The sequence below is a fragment of the Caulobacter sp. 10L414 genome, assembly GCF_056395525.1.
Genome location: NZ_JBFTJR010000009.1, coordinates 87533 through 103799, shown reverse-complemented (window position 1 = coordinate 103799; position 16267 = coordinate 87533). Strand labels below are relative to the sequence as shown.

General features: G+C 68.5%; 17 protein-coding genes and 2 pseudogenes. 9 read left to right on the top strand and 10 right to left on the bottom strand.

What is annotated here, in order from left to right:
• On the bottom strand, nucleotides 1–890 hold an 890-nt coding region (coxB, locus tag AC1DCG_RS05330; RefSeq protein ID WP_477041403.1), incomplete at its 3' end, for a cytochrome c oxidase subunit II.
• Between the two features lie 371 nt (nucleotides 891–1261).
• Between coxB and AC1DCG_RS05325 the strand changes: the two genes are divergently transcribed.
• The 5 genes from AC1DCG_RS05325 to AC1DCG_RS05305 all read left to right on the top strand — a co-directional run bounded on the left by AC1DCG_RS05325 (nucleotide 1262) and on the right by AC1DCG_RS05305 (nucleotide 6756).
• A complete protein-coding gene (locus AC1DCG_RS05325) occupies nucleotides 1262–1588 on the top strand; it encodes a PadR family transcriptional regulator (protein WP_116490190.1) in 327 nt (108 codons plus the stop codon).
• The gene (locus tag AC1DCG_RS05320) at nucleotides 1585–2151 is read left to right on the top strand and encodes a DUF1700 domain-containing protein (protein WP_165261197.1); all 567 of its coding nucleotides are present in this window, start codon (nucleotides 1585–1587) and stop codon (nucleotides 2149–2151) included. Before AC1DCG_RS05325 ends, AC1DCG_RS05320 begins: the two co-directional genes overlap by 4 nt.
• Nucleotides 2152–2160: 9 nt before the next feature.
• Nucleotides 2161–2955, top strand: a complete 795-nt coding sequence (locus AC1DCG_RS05315) for a GIN domain-containing protein (RefSeq protein ID WP_477029283.1) — start codon at nucleotides 2161–2163, stop codon at nucleotides 2953–2955.
• Between the two features lie 56 nt (nucleotides 2956–3011).
• A complete protein-coding gene (gene tldD, locus AC1DCG_RS05310; protein ID WP_477029282.1) occupies nucleotides 3012–4442 on the top strand; it encodes a metalloprotease TldD in 1431 nt (476 codons plus the stop codon).
• A gap of 277 nt (nucleotides 4443–4719) precedes the next feature.
• A complete protein-coding gene (locus AC1DCG_RS05305; protein ID WP_477029281.1) occupies nucleotides 4720–6756 on the top strand; it encodes a TonB-dependent receptor plug domain-containing protein in 2037 nt (678 codons plus the stop codon).
• Nucleotides 6757–6900: 144 nt separating this feature from the next.
• On the opposite strand, the gene AC1DCG_RS05300 is transcribed toward AC1DCG_RS05305, so the two are convergent.
• The 4 genes from AC1DCG_RS05300 to AC1DCG_RS05285 all read right to left on the bottom strand — a co-directional run bounded on the left by AC1DCG_RS05300 (nucleotide 6901) and on the right by AC1DCG_RS05285 (nucleotide 10642).
• The gene (locus AC1DCG_RS05300) at nucleotides 6901–7497 is read right to left on the bottom strand and encodes a hypothetical protein (protein WP_477029280.1); all 597 of its coding nucleotides are present in this window, start codon (nucleotides 7495–7497) and stop codon (nucleotides 6901–6903) included.
• A gap of 114 nt (nucleotides 7498–7611) precedes the next feature.
• On the bottom strand, nucleotides 7612–8343 hold the full coding sequence (locus tag AC1DCG_RS05295) for a DUF4908 domain-containing protein (protein ID WP_240903565.1): 732 nt from the start codon (nucleotides 8341–8343) through the stop codon (nucleotides 7612–7614).
• 304 nt (nucleotides 8344–8647) lie between these two features.
• Nucleotides 8648–9370 carry a beta-ketoacyl-ACP reductase gene (gene phbB / locus AC1DCG_RS05290; RefSeq protein WP_165261209.1) on the bottom strand — a complete coding sequence of 241 codons (723 nt, stop codon included), beginning with the start codon at nucleotides 9368–9370 and terminating at the stop codon, nucleotides 8648–8650.
• Nucleotides 9371–9466: 96 nt separating this feature from the next.
• The gene (locus tag AC1DCG_RS05285; RefSeq protein ID WP_477029279.1) at nucleotides 9467–10642 is read right to left on the bottom strand and encodes an acetyl-CoA C-acetyltransferase; all 1176 of its coding nucleotides are present in this window, start codon (nucleotides 10640–10642) and stop codon (nucleotides 9467–9469) included.
• Nucleotides 10643–10862: 220 nt separating this feature from the next.
• On the opposite strand from AC1DCG_RS05285, the gene phaR reads away from it, so the two are divergent.
• Both phaR and AC1DCG_RS05275 read left to right on the top strand, forming a co-directional pair.
• The gene (phaR, locus tag AC1DCG_RS05280; RefSeq protein ID WP_477029278.1) at nucleotides 10863–11543 is read left to right on the top strand and encodes a polyhydroxyalkanoate synthesis repressor PhaR; all 681 of its coding nucleotides are present in this window, start codon (nucleotides 10863–10865) and stop codon (nucleotides 11541–11543) included.
• 59 nt (nucleotides 11544–11602) lie between these two features.
• Nucleotides 11603–11938, top strand: a complete 336-nt coding sequence (locus AC1DCG_RS05275; RefSeq protein ID WP_477029277.1) for a hypothetical protein — start codon at nucleotides 11603–11605, stop codon at nucleotides 11936–11938.
• Here AC1DCG_RS05275 and AC1DCG_RS05270 read toward each other — a convergent pair.
• Nucleotides 11919–12248 carry a DNA-binding protein gene (locus AC1DCG_RS05270; protein ID WP_477036776.1) on the bottom strand — a complete coding sequence of 110 codons (330 nt, stop codon included), beginning with the start codon at nucleotides 12246–12248 and terminating at the stop codon, nucleotides 11919–11921. The two genes, AC1DCG_RS05275 and AC1DCG_RS05270, sit on opposite strands and share 20 nt — an antisense overlap.
• A 328-nt stretch (nucleotides 12249–12576) precedes the next feature.
• Between AC1DCG_RS05270 and AC1DCG_RS05265 the strand changes: the two are divergent.
• A pseudogene (locus AC1DCG_RS05265) lies at nucleotides 12577–12704 on the top strand (hypothetical protein); the annotation flags it as partial.
• 11 nt (nucleotides 12705–12715) lie between these two features.
• On the opposite strand, the gene AC1DCG_RS05260 reads toward AC1DCG_RS05265, so the two are convergent.
• From AC1DCG_RS05260 to AC1DCG_RS05250, 3 genes are all read right to left on the bottom strand, one after another.
• On the bottom strand, nucleotides 12716–13984 hold the full coding sequence (locus tag AC1DCG_RS05260) for an acetyl-CoA C-acyltransferase (protein ID WP_477029275.1): 1269 nt from the start codon (nucleotides 13982–13984) through the stop codon (nucleotides 12716–12718).
• 78 nt (nucleotides 13985–14062) lie between these two features.
• Nucleotides 14063–14719 (bottom strand): sulfite oxidase-like oxidoreductase, encoded by a 657-nt coding sequence (locus AC1DCG_RS05255; RefSeq protein WP_477029274.1) that lies wholly within the window; start codon nucleotides 14717–14719, stop codon nucleotides 14063–14065.
• Between the two features lie 75 nt (nucleotides 14720–14794).
• Nucleotides 14795–15220 (bottom strand): hypothetical protein, encoded by a 426-nt coding sequence (locus tag AC1DCG_RS05250; RefSeq protein ID WP_477029273.1) that lies wholly within the window; start codon nucleotides 15218–15220, stop codon nucleotides 14795–14797.
• A gap of 62 nt (nucleotides 15221–15282) precedes the next feature.
• Here AC1DCG_RS05250 and AC1DCG_RS05245 point away from each other — a divergent pair.
• Nucleotides 15283–15358: pseudogene (locus AC1DCG_RS05245) on the top strand (hypothetical protein); the annotation flags it as partial.
• 136 nt (nucleotides 15359–15494) lie between these two features.
• On the opposite strand, the gene AC1DCG_RS05240 reads toward AC1DCG_RS05245, so the two are convergent.
• Nucleotides 15495–16235 (bottom strand): glycosyltransferase family 2 protein, encoded by a 741-nt coding sequence (locus AC1DCG_RS05240; RefSeq protein WP_477029272.1) that lies wholly within the window; start codon nucleotides 16233–16235, stop codon nucleotides 15495–15497.
• Between the last annotated feature and the right edge of the window lie 32 nt (nucleotides 16236–16267).

Sequence of the window (16267 nt, the reverse complement as noted above, 5' to 3'; positions counted from 1 at the left end):
GCGGCGGGCGTGGCGGCGGGCGCGGCCGCCGGAGCGGCTTCGGCGGCGGCCGGGGCGGCGGGCGCCTCGGCGGGAGCCTTGGCCTTCACCCACGCGTCGAACTCGGCCTGCGTGACGACCTTGATCTCGATCGGCATGAAGGCGTGGTCGATGCCGCAGAGCTCCGAGCACTGGCCGTAGTAGGTGCCCACCTTCTCGGCCTTGAACCAGGTTTCGTTCAGGCGGCCGGGGATGGCGTCGGTCTTCAGACCGAAGGCCGGCAGGGCGAAGGCGTGGATCACGTCGGCGGCGGTGACCTGCACGCGCACCACCTGGTTGACCGGCACGACCATCGCGTTGTCGGCGGCCAGGCGATAGAGGCCGTGCGGCAGGCCCTTGGCCGCCACTTCTTCCTCGCTCAGCACCTTGGAGATGATCTCCGGCACCTTCTGGTCCGGATACTCGTAGCCCCAGTACCACTGATAGCCCGTGGCCTTCACGGTCATGTAGGGCTTGGGCATGTCGTTGTACTTGAACAACAGCCGGAACGAGAAGATGGCGATGATCATCAGGATCAGCACCGGCACGATCGTCCAGATGATCTCGATCGTGGTGTTGTGGCTGAACTTGGCCGGAACCGGGTTCGCCTTCCTGTTGTAGCGGATCATGATCCAGACCAGCAGGCCCAGGACCAGCAGGGTGATCGCCGTGATGATCGGCAGCAGAACCCAGTCGTGGAACCAGATGGCATCGTGCTTGAGCACGGATGCCGCGGGCTGGAGGGCGATGCCCCCCGGCGTCGGCTGACCCAATAGGTCTTCGGCGAAAGCCTGGCCCGCAAACGTCGTCATGACGGCGGCGGCTGCGAAGCCCAACCCTTTCCGTCCCATCCCCTGAACTTGTGCCTTCATTTCCCTCTCGGCCCGTTACGGCGGCGACCGGCTGTTACTCAGCCGTATCCCCGCGCCGACATGCACAATACGACCGGTTACGCGGACTTATGCAATCGACTTGAAACGGTCGAAAGCACTCCCCCCACGGCGCCGGCCGGTCGCAGGCGTGCTTACGCGCTTCAATCCCTGTTGCCAAGCACCCGAAACCACACGCAGCACAGGGGAATCGCGCCAGTTGCGAAGCATTCTCAATAACTTCGCCGATTTCATCCACACGACCACGAGGCGAATCACGTCGATCCTCGAACATTGATAACTTGTAATAACAGCTACCTTGCATCACACACTACCTGGCCGTACAAGGTTCTCACGAACAGGAAACGAGAGCCGTGCCTGAAGCCATCGAAACCCAACTGAAGAAAGGCGTGCTGGCGCTGTGCGTGCTGGCCCTGCTGTCGAAGGCCGACAGCTACGCCTACGAGATCGCCAGCCAGCTGGCCAAGGACATCGACATGGGAGAGGGGACCATCTACCCGCTGATGCGGCGTCTGCAGTCCGACGGCCTGGTCGAGACCTATCTGGTCGAGTCGACCAGCGGCCCGCCCCGCAAATACTACCGCCTCACCGCCGCCGGCCGCGACAGCTTCGCCGCCCAGAAGAGCGAATGGGAAGCCTTCGCCAAGGCCGTGAACGACATCCTGGGAGCCGCCGCATGACCCGCGCCGAATTCGTCACCCGCCTCAAGCGCGGCCTGGCCGGACTGCCGGTCACCACCATCGCCGACGCCGTGGCCGACTACGAGGCCCACTTCGACGACGCCGCCGCGGCGGGCCGCACCGAGGCCGAGACCGCCGCGGCCCTGGGCGATCCCGACCGTCTGGCCCGCGAGCTGCGCGCCGAGGCGGGGTTGAAGCGCTGGGAAGAGACCAAGAACCCGTCGGCCGCGGCCGGCGCCGTGTTCGCGGTGCTGGGCCTGGGCGCCATCGACATTCTTATCCTGCTGCCCATCCTGATGGGCGTGATCGGGGCGCTGTTCGGCTTCTTCATGGCCGGGATCGGCATCTTCATCGCCGGCGGCTTCGTGTTCTCGGCCGGACCGTTCATGGACCCGCCGGGCGGCGCGGCCGTCGCCCTGCTGGGCGGCATCGGCCTGATGGCCGCGGCCACCGCCCTGACCGCCGTCACGGGCCTGGTCACCGTGGGCCTGGTCAATCTGCTGGTCTGGTACGGCCGCCTCCACTACCGGCTGCTGAAGCCGGCCATCGAACCGCAAGCCTGAGGTCGCGCCATGATCCGCAACCTGACCATCATCGCCGTCGCCAGCTTCGTCCTGGCCGTGGCCTGCCTCGGAACGGCCTTCGCCATCGGCGGCCGCGACATCGCCAAGCACGGCTGGACCTTCCCGGCCAACATCCACATCGAGGACGACGACGGCCGCGTCACCATCCGCCGCAACGGCGACCTGACGATCGAGGACCACGGCCCCAACACCAGCCGCCAGATCGCCTGGACCGGCGGCGAGGCCCTGCGCGTCGACCTGCCGGCCCGGGTGATCTTCACCCAGGGCGAGGCGGCGGGGATCACCGTCGAGGGCCCCGAAGGCCTGGCCCGCCGCGTGGTGCTGACCGGCGATCGCCTGCACTTCGACGGCGACGGCGAGGGCCGCGGCTTCCGCATCGATCGCCACGGCCTGCAGACCTTCGCCGGCCACGACGACCTCGTCATCCGCGTCACCGCCCCCGGCGTGCGCAAGTTCACCCTCAACGGCTCGGGCGACCTCGACATCCAGTCCTACGACCAGCCGGAGCTGTCGCTGACCCTCAACGGCAGCGGCGAGGCCTACGCCTCGGGCAAGACCGGCAAGGTCGACCTGCGCATCGCCGGCTCGGGCGAGGCCGAACTCAGCGCGCTGACGATCACCGACGCCAAGGTCGCGATCGCCGGCAGCGGCGAGGCCAAGCTGGGCCCGACGGGCGAGGCCGACGTCCATATCGCCGGCAGCGGCGACGTCACCCTGACCGAGCGCCCGGCCAGCCTGTCCAAGTCGGTCGCCGGCTCGGGCGAGGTCAACGAAAGCTGGTGAGCGATCCGGGGGCGGAGGGAGATGACGCGGGGCCTGCAAGCGCCTACCTTACAGGAATGACCGCTCCTCTCTCCGCCCCTTCCCTGCTGGACGCCGCCGGCGTCGATCCGCAACGCGCCCGCGCCATCCTCGGCGAGGCCCTGGCCGGGGCCGACGACGGCGAGCTGTTCCTCGAACGGTCCGAGAGCGAGGCCTTCGTCTTCGACGACGGCCGGCTGAAGACCGCCTCCTACGACAGCGGCGAGGGCTTTGGCCTGCGCGTGGTGGCCGGCGAGACGGCCGGCTACGCCCACGCCTCGGAAATCTCCGAGGCCGCCATCGGCCGGGCCGCCTCTTCCGCCAGCCTGGCCAAGCGCGGCTATGCCGGGATTTCGGCCGAAGGCCCGCGCGCGACCAACGAGAAGCTCTACGGCGAGGACGACCCGGTCTCCTCGCCCGCCTTCTCCGACAAGGTGTCCCTGCTCCAGGAGATCGACGCCTTCGCCCGCCAGCGCGACCCGCGCGTGGTGCAGGTGCTGGCCAGCCTGGCCGGCGAGCGCCGCGTGGTCGAGATCCTGCGCGCCGACGGCAAGCTGATCCGCGACGTGCGCCCGCTGGTGCGCCTGAACGTCCAGGTCACCGTCGAGAAGGACGGCAAGCGCGAGGCCGGCTCGTCCGGCGCCGGCGGCCGCGCCGGCTTCTCGGCCTGGATCAGCCCCGACAAGTGGCAAGGCCAGGTCGACGAGGCCCTGCGCATGGCGCTCGTGAACCTCGACGCCGTCGCCTGCCCGGCCGGCGAGATGGACGTGGTGCTGGGCCCGGGCTGGAACGGCGTGCTGCTGCACGAAGCCGTCGGCCACGGCCTGGAGGGCGACTTCAACCGCAAGGGCATCAGCGCCTTCTCGGGCCGCATCGGCGAGCGCGTGGCCGCCAAGGGCGTCACCGTGTTCGACGACGGCTCGATCCCCGGCCGCCGCGGCTCGCTGACCATCGACGACGAGGGTACGCCCACCGAGCGCACCATCCTGATCGAGGACGGCATTCTCGTCGGCTACATGCACGACCGCATGTCGGCGCGCCTGATGGGCATGGCCGCCACCGGCAACGGCCGCCGCCAGTCCTACGCCCACATGCCCATGCCGCGCATGACCAACACCGGCATGCTGGCGGGCAATGACGACCCGGCCGAGATGATCGCCTCGATGAAGAAGGGCCTCTACTGCGCCAATTTCGGCGGCGGCCAGGTCGACATCACCAACGGCAAGTTCGTCTTCCAGTGCACCGAGGCCTACCTCGTCGAAGACGGCAAGATCACCGCCCCGGTCAAGGGCGCCACCCTGATCGGCGACGGCCCCTCGGCCCTCACCCGCGTGACCATGATCGGCAACGACTTCGACTTCGATCCCGGCATCGGCGTCTGCGGCAAGGCCGGCCAGGGCGTTCCCGTGGGCGTGGGCCAGCCCAGCCTGAAGATCACCGGCCTGACCGTCGGCGGCACGAACATTTAGAAACCTCTCCCGTGGGGAGAGGGAGGGGCCCGCGCCGAAGGCGTGGGAGGGTGAGGGCGTACGCCGTCGGCGCCCCCTCCCCCTAGTTTCCCTATCCAGACAGACTGAGACCCCTCACCCTCCCTCCGTGAGAGATGTATCTCGGACGAAAAATGGACGGATTGGTCCATTCCTGTCCGTTATTTAATCCACATTTCAAGCTTGTAACTTTCCCTCCCGGCGACCAAAGGCCCAGTTTGCCAGCACGTGACTGGCGGGGGCCAGGGGACGGAAAGACATGCAGTTCGGATCGCTTTTCGCGGCCCTCGCGGCCGCCACGCCCGAGGCCGCGGCCGAGACCACCGTTCAGGCCCCGGTGATCGCCGCGGCGACGGAGGGCGTCACCCGCTATCCCGCCGCCTTCTTCGCCGAGCGCCAGCCGCTGTCGGCCTACGACATGGTCGTGCGCGTGCCCGGCTTCACCTTCGACGGCGGCGACAGCGTGCGCGGCTTCGGCGGCGCGGCCGGCAACGTGCTGATCGGCGGCCAGCGCCCGGCCACCAAGAGCGAGTCCCTCGAGGACGCCCTGCGCCGCATCCAGGCCAGCCAGGTCGACCGCATCGAGATCATCGTCGGCGGCGCGCCCGGTATCGACATGCAGGGCAAGAACGTGGTGGCCAACGTCGTGCTGCGCGCCGACGCCAAGGGCTCGACCCTGCTGGCGGTCGCCAGCTCGTTCCAGCAGGACGGCCGCACCACCCCGGCCATGCGCTTCGAGGGCTCGCGCCAGTACGGCGTCAACGCCTTCGACTGGTCGATCCTGACCTTCCGCTATGTCGACGACGGCGCCGGCGAGGGCCCCAAGGTCGTGCGCCGGGCGGACGGCAGCGTCAGCCCCTCGTGGCTGGACGAAACCGGCGGCGGCGACGGCCTGACCGCCAAGGCCAACCTCAAGCGCCCCCTGCTGGGCGGCCGGCTTTCGGTCAACACCGTCTACGAGCAGGAAACCTACGACTGGAGCCTGGAGGACATCCCGCCGGCCGGCGGCGACCGCCTCAAGGTCATCGACGCCGACGAGCGCCAGGAGGGCGAGATCGGCCTGGGCTGGGAGAAGGCGCTGACGGCCAGGTCGCGCGTCGAACTGACGGGCCTGGTGCGCCGCAAGCACGTCGACTACGCCAGCACCTTCACCGACGCGGGCGAGGCGGGCCGCTTCACCTCGGCCCGAGACAGCGGCGAGAGCATCGTCCGCGGCGTGCTGCGCCACACCCTCAATCCCGTCCTGTCGTTCGAGGGCGGCGGCGAGATCGCGGTGAACTTCCTCGAAAGCGAGATCGGCTACCTGGTCAACGGAACGCCCCAGGTGCTGCCGGCCGCCAATGTGCGGGTCGAGGAAAAGCGCGGCGAGGCCTTCGGCGTCGCCACCTGGCGGGCCCACCCCAAGCTCACCCTGGAAGGGGCGGTGCGACTGGAGCGCTCGACCATCGAGCAGACCGGCGACACCAACCTGGAAAAGTCGTTCACCTATCCCAAGCCGCGCCTGTCGGCGACCTGGTCGCCCACCGCCCGCGACCAGTTCCGGGGCCGCATCGAGCGCGAGGTCGGCCAGCTGGACTTCACCGACTTCGTCTCCTCGACCACCTTCTCCACGGGCCGCGACACCGCCGGCGGCGCCGAGCTGGCCCCCGAGCACGCCTGGGTGTTCGAAGCGGCCTGGGAGCGCAAGTTCGGCAAGGACGGCGCCCTGGTGTTGACCGCCCGCCACAAGGAGATCAGCGACGTCGCCGACCGCATCCTGGTGGTCGACAAGGCCGGCAATCTCTACGACGCCCCCGGCAACATCGGCGACGCCACGGGCGACGAGCTGGAGCTGTCGGTGAACCTGCCGCTGGAGCGTTTCGTGCCCGGCGGCCTGCTGCGCGGCAAGGGAACCTGGACCCGCTCGGCCGTCGTCGACCCGATCACCCGCCACAAGCGCCGGATCAGCGACGAGGAGCCGTTCGAGGGCGAGCTGCGGTTCTCGCAAGACCTGCCCAAGCGCAAGCTGCAGTGGGGCGTGGAGCTGTTTTCGGGCTCCACCGAGACGGCCTACGCCTTCAACGAGGTCAGCCGCTTCGAGATCGAGCCGTGGCTCCTGGCCTATGCCGAGGTCAAGCCGCGCCAGGGCCTGTCGCTGCGGGTCGAGGCCCAGAACCTCACCGGCCGCGGCCTCAACCGCCAGCGCGAGGTGTTCCAGGGCCGCGAGCGCGCGCCAGGAGACTTCGCCTATCTCGACGACCGCCGCGTCGACTTCGACCCGTTCATCTATTTCCGCCTGCGCCAGACCTGGGGCTGAGCCCGACGGACACGACGACAACCAGGCCGCCGCCCGCTCCCATCGGTCCCCAACCCAGCGGGCAGAAGCGGCCAACTCGCAAGGACCCCGGTTCGCCTTTGCCGGGGTCCTTTTTCTTTGCGGGAAAGCCAGCGAGCGGAAAGCTCAGCGAGGAGCAGAAGCTCGTGCGCTCACTAGAAATTCTTCAAAGTGATCGTCGGAAATCGCCAGATGCTCGACCCAAACGCCTTGCCCCGCTCCCGGGGCAAAGCCGGACACGAAACAATCTGGCTTCTGGGAGAAAAGCCGTCCGCCGTAGACCGCACTATCGTGCTTGATGGTGTTGGTCAGCGCACGCAGCACATCAAGGCCCGGTTCGTCCAGCGGAAGCCCCTGCGCCTTTGCCGCAGCGACCATTTGCTCGTGCGTCGGTCGCGATTGAGGTGTCCAGCGCTTCGCCATGCGTTCCCAGCGATGATAGACGGCCATCGCGAAGGTCTGCCGAAGCGTACTCAACGCGTCCTCGGCATCTTCGCGGCGCTCGGCGAACTCGTCTTCGTAGCTCCAGATTTCCCCGTCTGGATAGGACGCCACCCAACTCGCACGGCCTTCGCTGACTTCGCGTGCGAAGGCTTCGCTCTCGCTGACAACGTTCAGTATTTCGGCGCGAAACGGCGCGCTCGCTTGTTGAAAGGTTCTTTCCAGCCGGTCGATAGCGATCTGATATCGAGCGCCTAGTACTTTGAGGAAAAGGGAACTCAAGGATCTCTCTCGTGACGATTTTTCAGACGCCTGCCTGTAGGGCGCCTTGAGAGAAAAATACAACCCCAATGATATGAAGGCGAAACGACCCTTACGCCCTCCAACTGCGCCCTCTTACTTGTCCACCACCTTGATGATGCGGTCCGACGACGGGCGGCCGGCCAGGCCCTTGCCGGCGGCGTAGGTGACGATCAGGGCGTCGTCCTTGATCGTCGCGCCGGGCTTTCGGCCCTCGGCCAGCAGCACGCGGCCGATGCGGCTGAGCAGGCTGCGGTCGCCGTTGCGGGCCATGCGCTCGAAGGCCTCGGCGGTGACGTTGGCGCATTCGGCGACCAGCACCGAGGTCTCGGGCCGGGCGTCCTGCACGGTCTCGAAGCTGACCCGGTGGCGGGCCGCGCGGCTGGCGCGGTCGGCCGCCTGCAGCATGCGCTGGAACAGGGCGTTGGGCGTGATGATCGCCGGCGGCTGGATGGTCTGGGCCCGGCCCATCAGCGCCGCGGCGGCGCCGGCCGGGCGGTCGGCCGTGAACAGGGTCATGCCGCCCAGCTTGGTGGCGCGCAGCACCGGCTCGCCCAGCTCGTTCTTGTAGATCACGTCGCCGCGCGGACCGGCGTGGGGCGACAGCACCCACACCTCGCTGCTGTTCTCGAACTTGAGCAGGGTGGTCGAGGTGGCGCGGTCGAGCACGAAGGCCCCGCCGCCGTCCGAGACGTAGCGGGCCACCGGCGGCGGCGGCGCCTTGCGCGCCTCGGCGGCGGCGCGATCGCCGAACAGGGCGTCGCGGAGATTATGCTTGGACTGGGCCGCGGCGGGCGCGGCGATGGTCAGGCCTGCCAGGGCGAGCATCAGCGCGGCCGCGCAGCCTCCCGGCCCCATCCTTTCCACCGTCGGTCGTATCATGCGAACGGTGATGGTCCCCGACTGGGGCGAATCTTGGACGTGGAGGCGGCGCTTCCTGGCAAGCGTCGCCGTGCGACTTTTCTGCAACGCTTCCCCTGGCGCGCGGCCCCCGCCACCCGCTCCCCTTAGAGCCTGCCCGTTTCCGGTCTCGTGGAACGGGAGAGCAGGCTCGTCCCGAACAAGATCCCGGTCGGCGCGATTGACGCCAACCGGGACCGGCAGGTCAAGACACTAAGGCGTTCGAAGGCGCCTAGGCCAGGTACTGGCCGCCGTTCAGCGACAGGGTCGCGCCGGTGACGAAACCGGCACGCTCGCCCGCCAGGAACGAGACCATGTCGGCGATCTCCTCGCCCTTGCCCAAGCGGCCGACGGGGATGCCGCCGATGATGCCGGCCAGCACCGTCTCGGGCACCGCGGCCACCATCTCGGTGTCGATGTAGCCGGGGCAGATCACGTTGACCGTGACGCCCTTCTTGGCGTTCTCCAGGGCCAGGGCCTTGGTGAAGCCGATCAGGCCGGCCTTGGCGGCCGAATAGTTGGTCTGGCCGACCTGGCCCTTCTGGCCGTTGATCGAGCTGATGTTGACGATCCGGCCCCAGCCGCGCTCGCGCATGCCCTCGATCACCGGGCGGGTCATGTTGAAGGCCGAGTCCATGTTGACCCGGATCACTTCGGACCACTGCTCGTAGGTCATCTTGTGCAGGAAGCCGTCGCGGGTGATGCCGGCGTTGTTGACCAGCACGTCGATCGGACCCAGTTCGGCGGTCACCTTGGCCACCGCGGCCTGACAGTCGTCGAACGAGCCGACATTGCCCTTGACCACCATCACGCCCAGTTCCTTGGCGCAGGCCTCGGCGGCCGCCTCGTTGCCGGAATAACCGGCCGCGACCTTGAGACCGTCGGCCACCAGCCGCTCGCAGATCGCCCGGCCGATGCCCCGGGTGCCGCCGGTCACGAACGCAACTCTAGCCATACAGTAGTCTCCCGTTACCGCTACGTCATGGTTGCACGTGCTCGCGTCCGGAGCGCAAGCCCCGGACGCGTTTTGTCACGAAGACTTCTTCCGGGCTCAGACGGCCTCGACGCAGAGGGCCACGCCCATGCCGCCGCCCACGCACAGCGTGGCCAGGCCCTTCTGGGCGCCCGAGCGCTTCATCTCGTGCACCAGGGTGGTCAGGATCCGGGCGCCCGAAGCGCCGATCGGGTGGCCGATGGCGATGGCGCCGCCGTTGACGTTGACCTTGGCCGGGTCGAGGCCCAGCTCGCGCACCACCGAGATCGACTGGGCGGCGAAGGCTTCGTTGCTCTCGACGAGGTCGAGGTCCGAAACGCTCCAGCCGGCCTTTTCCAGGGCCTTCTTGGTGGCCGGGATCGGGCCGGTGCCCATGATCTCGGGCTCGACGCCGGCATTGGCCCACGAGACGATCCGGGCCAGCGGCTTGAGGCCGCGCTTCTCGGCTTCCTCGGCCGTGGTCAGCACCAGGGCGGCGGCGCCGTCATTGAGGCCCGAGGCGTTGGCGGCGGTCACCGAGCCGTCCTTGGCGAAGGCCGGCTTCAGGCCCGAGATGCTTTCCAGCGTCACGCCGTGGCGGATGTATTCGTCCTGGTCGACGACAGTGTCGCCCTTGCGGCCCTTGATGGTCACGCCGACGATCTCGTCGGCGAACTTGCCGGCCTTCTGGGCGGCCTCGGCCTTGTTCTGGCTGGCGACGGCGAACTTGTCCTGGTCTTCGCGGGTGATCTGCCAGCGGTTGGCGATATTCTCGGCCGTCTGGCCCATGTGGTAGCCGTGGAAGGCGTCCCACAGGCCGTCCTTGATCATGGTGTCGACGAAGCCCAGGTCGCCCATCTTCTGGCCGGTGCGCAGGGCCTGGGCGTGCGGGGCCTGGCTCATGCTCTCCTGGCCGCCGACCACGACGATCTTGGCGTCGCCCGACAGGATCTGCTGGGCGCCCAGGGCCACCGCGCGCAGGCCCGAGCCGCACAGCTGGTTCAGGCTCCAGGCCGGGCTCTCGACCGGGATGCCGGCCTTGACCGAGGCCTGGCGGGCCGGACCCTGGCCGGCGCCGGCCTGCAGCACCTGGCCCAGGATCACCTCGTCGACATCGGCCGGCGCGATCCCGGCCCGCTCGACGGCGGCGGCGATCGCGGTCTTGCCCAGCTCCGCGGCGGGCAGGCTCGAAAGCGCGCCGAGGAAGGACCCGACCGGCGTGCGAGCGGCGGAGACGATGACGATATCGGTCATTGGCTTTGATTTCCCGTGACTGTTCCGTGACGCCTTCGCAGGTGCGGCGCCCACACTTTTGCAGTGCAACAGCACCATGCCCAAACGAACGGCGTTCGTCACGAATACATTTTCATGTCATCATCTGGCGTCCAAGTCCTCGCGGGACTGGCGCCCTGGCTTTGCATTAGCGATAGTGCGATGCGAAAAGGCGGGCGACACCGCTGTCCCAGGGAACGAAATGTCCGAGAACCCCGATAAAGGCGAAGCCGCCGCCGGCGCCGACAAGGTTTCCGCCGAAAAGGTTTCGGGCCAGCGCGTCGTCATCAAGAAGTACGCCAACCGCCGGCTCTACAACACCGCGTCCAGTTCCTACGTCACCCTCGAGCACCTGTCGGACATGGTGAAGGAGGGCGTCGACTTCGTGGTCTATGACGCCAAGACCAACGACGACATCACCCGTTCGGTCCTGACCCAGATCATCTTCGAAGAGGAAAACCGCGGCGGCGGCCAGAACCTGCTGCCCATCCAGTTCCTGCGCCAGCTGATCGGCTTCTACGGCAACTCGATGCAGGCCTTCCTGCCCAGCTACCTGGAGATGTCGCTGGAAAGCTTCTCCAAGCAGCAGGAGCGCATGCGCCAGCAGTTCACCGGCGCCCCGGGCCTCGCCGGCAAGGCGGCCGCGCCGGGCATGGCGATCTACGAGGAACAGATCCGCCAGAACATGGCCCTGTTCGACCGGGCCATGAAGATGTTCTCGCCCTTCGCCTACAGCCGGCCCGAGGACGCCGCCGCCGAGGCGCCCGTCGCCCCGCCGCCCGCCCCGGCTCCGGCCGCGCCCAGCGAGGACGGCCTGGCCGACCTCAAGCGCCAGCTCGAAGCCATGCAGGAACAGATCGCCAAGCTGGCGACCAAGTCCTAATTTCCATCAACCATGACGGCGCATTCGTTCTTAACGGAGGCGCCGCTAGCGTACCGACCATGACCGGTCCGATCGACCCCATCCGACGCGCGGCGAACGCGCGCCGGGCGCTGGCCGCGCCCAAGGACTCCGACCGCCACGAGGCGGACGGCGACGAGGTCGTGTTCGTCCGCGACGAGGAAGAGGCGCCCGCCGATCCGCCGCCGCAGCCGCGCCCGCGCGGCCCGTTCGCCGCCTTCGCCGCCCAGGTGATGGGCCAGCCCGGCCAGAAGCGCGGTCTGCGCGGTGGGCAGGAAGTGCTCGACGCGGCGCGTTCGACCTATCTCGGCACGGAATATTCCGGCCCGGCCGACCGCCGTCCCAAGGCGGGCCTGATCAAGAAGACCGAGATCTAGCCGCCAGCAGTTCGGCCACCTGGCCCTCCAGGCGCGCGACCCTCGCCTCCAGCTCCGCGATGCGCCGCGCGGCCGGGTCGGCCGGCGCCGCATGCGCGCCGACGCCGGCCCGCCTGGCCGCCTCCTCGCGCGAAACGCCCACCATCTCGGCAAAAACCGCCAGTTCGGCCGGCCTGATCTCGCGCTGATCCTTGAAGACCAGGCCGATCTCGGCCGCGCTCAGCCCGGCCGCGGCGGCCAGCGACGCCCTGTCGAGCCCCCGCTCGGCCAGCCTCGCGTCGTACCACTGATGATCGAAAAACAGCGCCATATGGAATTTCTAGCGCCCCGCGGCGACTTGGCGCCAGTCTTGCTAGGTCGAGGCCCGAGTCTTTTCGGAAAGCGTCTCGACCTATGCTGTCCATCCTGATCCGAGCCTTCGACGTGGCCGTCGTGACCCTGATCTTCTCGGTCCTGACCTGACAGCGTTTTCCTGACAACGCTTCCCTGCGACAAAAGCGCCGAGCGACATCCATTCGCTTGATCGGAGGGACTGGCGGGTCCAATTTAACCGTGTCGCGTCCACCCCCCACAACGCGACATGCGTACCGCCGGCCCGAGGTTGCCCCTAGTCCTCGGGCCGGTTCTACGTCTGGGGTATCCCACCGACATCGCCCAAGCGCCCTGCGTCCTTCGAGGCTCGCCTTTCGGCTCGCACCTCAGGATGACGACGCTATCGCATTGAGTTCCTCATCCTGAGGCGCCCGCGCAGCGGGCCTCGAAGGACGTAGCGATTCCTCAAGCCGCCTCCAGCAGCATCATCGTGCCCTGGCCGCCGTCGGCGCAGATGCTGACGATGGCCTTCTCGCCCTTGCCGCGCGCGGCCAGTTCCTTGGTCGCCTGGCTGAGGATCCGCGCGCCGGTGGCGCCGAACGGGTGGCCCAGCGCCAGGCTGCCGCCGGTGGGGTTCATCCGCTCGCGCGGGAAGGCGCCGAGGTCGGCGGTGACGCCGGCCCGCTCGGCCAGGAACTTTTTGCTCTCCCAGGCGGCGATGTGCGACAGCACCTGGGCCGCGAAGGCCTCGTGGATCTCCCACAGGCCGATGTCGGAAAGGGTCAGGCCGTTGCGCGCCAGCATGCGCGGCACGCCATAGGCCGGCGCCATCAGCAGGCCCTCGCTGCGCAGGTCGATGGCGGTGACCTCGTAGTCGAGGATCTTCACGCGCGGCGTGCGCGCGGGCAGGCGGGCCAGACCCGCTTCGGAGGCCACCCAGACGCTGGCCGCGCCGTCGGTCAGGGGCGAGGAGTTGCCGGCCGTCAGCGTGCCCTGGCCGCTTACCTTGTCGAAGGCCGGCTTCAGCTTGGCCAGCTTCTCCAGCGTGCTGTCCTTGCGCGGGATGGTGTCGCGGCGGGCCTCGCCGACCGGAATGACGAGGTCGTCGAAGAAGCCGTTCTCCCAGGCGCGCACGGCGTTCTGGTGGCTGGCGAAGGCGATGGCGTCCTGGTCGGCGCGGGCCAGACCCCATTCCTTGGCGGTGATCTCGGTGTGCTCGCCCATCGAAAGCCCCGTGGTGCGGTTGGCCACCTTGGGAACGAACAGCCTGGCGTCGGCCGCCTTGAAGGCGGAAAGCACCGCCAGACGCCCCTTCAGGTCGCGGGCCTGCTGCAAGCGGCGGACCCAGTCCGACAGCCGCACCGACAGGCCGATCTGCACCCGGCTCATGGCCTCGACGCCGCCGACCAAAGCCAGGTCGCGGCCGCGCCCGTCGATCATGCCGGCGGCCTCGAGCACGCCGGTCATGCTGGTCGAGCAGGCCATGACGGTCGAGAAGGCCGGGATGGTCGGGTCGGCCCCGGCGTCCAGCAGCACCTCGCGCGCGATGTTGCTCCAGGTCAGGTTGGGGATCACCGTGCCCCAGACGGCGAAGTCGGGCCGCGCGCCCTTCTCCAGCATGGCCTTCACCACGGGAACGGAAAGCTCGATGGCGTCGTGGGCGGCCAGCGCCCCGTCGACCTTGGCGAAGGGCGAGCGCAGGCCGGCGGCGAGCCAGAGATTGGAAGCGGTCATTTAACGGCGTCCGTAAGAGGGTCTGTTACCGATAGATAGGAGGCCGGATGCGCCGGCGCTTGTCGAAATCGGCCGCGCTCAGCCGTAGCGCTCCTCGGTCCACGGATCGCCGCGGTTGTGATAGCCGCGTTCCTCCCAGAAGCCCGGCCGGTCGGCCGCCACGAACTCGATCCGCTTCAGCCACTTGGCGCTTTTCCAGAAGTAGAGGTGCGGCACGACCAGCCGCACCGGCCCGCCGTGCTCGGCCGCTATCGGCGCGCCCTCCCAGCCATGAGCCAGCAGCGCGCCCTCGTGGGCGAAATCGTCGACCGACAGGTTGGTGGTGTAGCCGTCGTACGAATGCAGCACGACGAACCGCGCTTCGTCCCGGGGCGCCACGGCCAGCACCACGTCGCGGGTCAGAACGCCGTCCCAGTGGTTGTCGTAGCGCGACCAGGTGGTGACGCAGTGGATGTCGGAGACGGGCGCGCTCTGCGGCTGGGCCAGCAGGGCCTGGAAATTCCAGGTCGCGGGCCGTGAGACCAGGCCGTCGATGCGCAGCCGCCAGTCCTCGCGGGAAACGTCGGGCTTGAGGCCCAGGTCCAGCACCGGCCAGTCGCGGGTCAGGTGCTGGCCCGGCGGCAGGCGCCCGCTCTCCGGACGGCTCGTCTCGCCGGTCAGGAACTTGCCCGAGCGGGCCCAGGCCTCCTTGCTGCGGGTCAGTTTGCTGTCTTGCGGCGGCTGGTCGTCGTCCATCGGGGCCTCCTGGCGCGGAAGGCTAACGCGGGACGACAGCTTGCGGCTTGAAGAAAGCGCTCAAGGCGGCCGCCCTCAGCGCATCTCGCCGAAGTCGACGTCGCGACGAGCGGCGACGATGGTGACGATGAAGCCGGCCAGCACGTCCAGCAGCACCATCAGGGTGATCAGGAAGAACACCGAGGTCGCGAAGGCCGGCAGAAGCAGCAGCTGCACCAGGCAGACGATGAACAGCACCATCGACAGCGAGTGGTTGATGATCGCCACCTTGCGGCTGGTCGTCGACTTCAGGAGCTCGACGAACAGCACGATCAGCGAGGCGCCCAGCAAGAGGTCGCCCCAGCTGACGATCCAGTCGACGCGCGAGGCCATGTGGATGCGGAACAGCTGCTCGCCGAACCGATAGCTGGCCGCGTCCGACGAAAACCCGCCGCCGACCGTCAGGGCCAGCAGGTTGTAGATCAGCACCGGCAGGGCCAGCAGCGGAAAGGCGGCGAACATTGCGGTGAATTCCCCCGAAGTCGGCTTTCAGGGTTAACCGGTTTTGCCAGGCGGGTGAAGCGGGGGCCGCCCCGAACTTCCCCTCTTCCATAGGGAGAGGGAGGGGCCCGCCGCGAAGCGGTGGGAGGGTGAGGGGTTTCACCGCCAGCCGGCAAATCCCCACGCCTCGCCAGACCCCGAAGACCGAGCCTTATTCGGCGAGAGTGTAACCTCTCACCCTCCCACGCCTTCGGCGCGGGCCCCTCCCTCTCTCGACGAGAGAGGGATCAAAAGCCTAAGCCTCGTCGACGCCCTGCGGGTTGCGGGCCCGCGACTGCAGCCACATCACGCCGAACAGGTCGCTGACCGAGGCCTTCAGGCGGCCGAAGTTGGTGTACTTCGACACGCCCGTCTCGCGGTGACGGTGGTTCACCGGCTGGAAGGCGATCTCATAGCCCTCGCGCAGCATCAGCGCGGGGATGTAGCGGTGGATGTGATCGAAGTAGGGCAGCCGCAGGAAGGCCTCGCGGCGGAAGGCCTTCAGGCCGCAGCCGGTGTCGTTGGCGGTGTCCTTCAGCAGGCGCTTGCGCACGCCGTTGCCGAACTTGCTGGCGAAGCGCTTGGCGTTGCTGTCCTGGCGCTTGACCCGCTCGCCGCCGACCAGGGCCAGTTCGGCGGGACCGGCCCGCAGCGCCTTGGCCAGGCGCGGGGCGTCGGCCGGGTCGTTCTGGCCGTCGCCGTCCATGGTGACCACGATCGGAGCGCGGGCGGCCAGGATGCCGCTGCGGATCGAGCGGCTCTGGCCCGAGTTCTTGCGATGGCCCAGTACGCGCAGCTGCGGAATCTCGGCCTTCAACGCCGTCAGCAGCGCCTTGGTGTCGTCACGGCTGGCGTCGTCCACGAAGATCATCTCGTAGGACTCGCCGGCGAAGGCGGCTGCGATCTCGCGCGCCAGGGCCGGCGCGGCCCCGCCTTCGTCGAACACGGGCACGACGACGGAGAAATCGGGGATCGCGGCGGAATTATCGGATGTCATGGCCGCTTTTACCGCAAAACTCGCGCCATGAA

Excerpts from the sequence above, each read along its gene's own strand:
- AC1DCG_RS05320 (WP_165261197.1), top strand. The coding sequence starts at position 1,585 with ATGACCCGCGCCGAATTCGTCACCCGCCTCAAGCGCGGCCTGGCCGGA.
- AC1DCG_RS05315 (WP_477029283.1), top strand. The coding sequence starts at position 2,161 with ATGATCCGCAACCTGACCATCATCGCCGTCGCCAGCTTCGTCCTGGCC.
- tldD (WP_477029282.1), top strand. The coding sequence starts at position 3,012 with ATGACCGCTCCTCTCTCCGCCCCTTCCCTGCTGGACGCCGCCGGCGTC.
- AC1DCG_RS05305 (WP_477029281.1), top strand. The coding sequence starts at position 4,720 with ATGCAGTTCGGATCGCTTTTCGCGGCCCTCGCGGCCGCCACGCCCGAG.
- AC1DCG_RS05295 (WP_240903565.1), bottom strand. The coding sequence starts at position 8,343 with ATGCTCGCCCTGGCAGGCCTGACCATCGCCGCGCCCGCCGCGGCCCAG.
- phbB (WP_165261209.1), bottom strand. The coding sequence starts at position 9,370 with ATGGCTAGAGTTGCGTTCGTGACCGGCGGCACCCGGGGCATCGGCCGG.
- AC1DCG_RS05285 (WP_477029279.1), bottom strand. The coding sequence starts at position 10,642 with ATGACCGATATCGTCATCGTCTCCGCCGCTCGCACGCCGGTCGGGTCC.
- phaR (WP_477029278.1), top strand. The coding sequence starts at position 10,863 with ATGTCCGAGAACCCCGATAAAGGCGAAGCCGCCGCCGGCGCCGACAAG.
- AC1DCG_RS05275 (WP_477029277.1), top strand. The coding sequence starts at position 11,603 with ATGACCGGTCCGATCGACCCCATCCGACGCGCGGCGAACGCGCGCCGG.
- AC1DCG_RS05270 (WP_477036776.1), bottom strand. The coding sequence starts at position 12,248 with ATGGCGCTGTTTTTCGATCATCAGTGGTACGACGCGAGGCTGGCCGAG.
- AC1DCG_RS05260 (WP_477029275.1), bottom strand. The coding sequence starts at position 13,984 with ATGACCGCTTCCAATCTCTGGCTCGCCGCCGGCCTGCGCTCGCCCTTC.
- AC1DCG_RS05255 (WP_477029274.1), bottom strand. The coding sequence starts at position 14,719 with ATGGACGACGACCAGCCGCCGCAAGACAGCAAACTGACCCGCAGCAAG.
- AC1DCG_RS05250 (WP_477029273.1), bottom strand. The coding sequence starts at position 15,220 with ATGTTCGCCGCCTTTCCGCTGCTGGCCCTGCCGGTGCTGATCTACAAC.
- AC1DCG_RS05240 (WP_477029272.1), bottom strand. The coding sequence starts at position 16,235 with ATGACATCCGATAATTCCGCCGCGATCCCCGATTTCTCCGTCGTCGTG.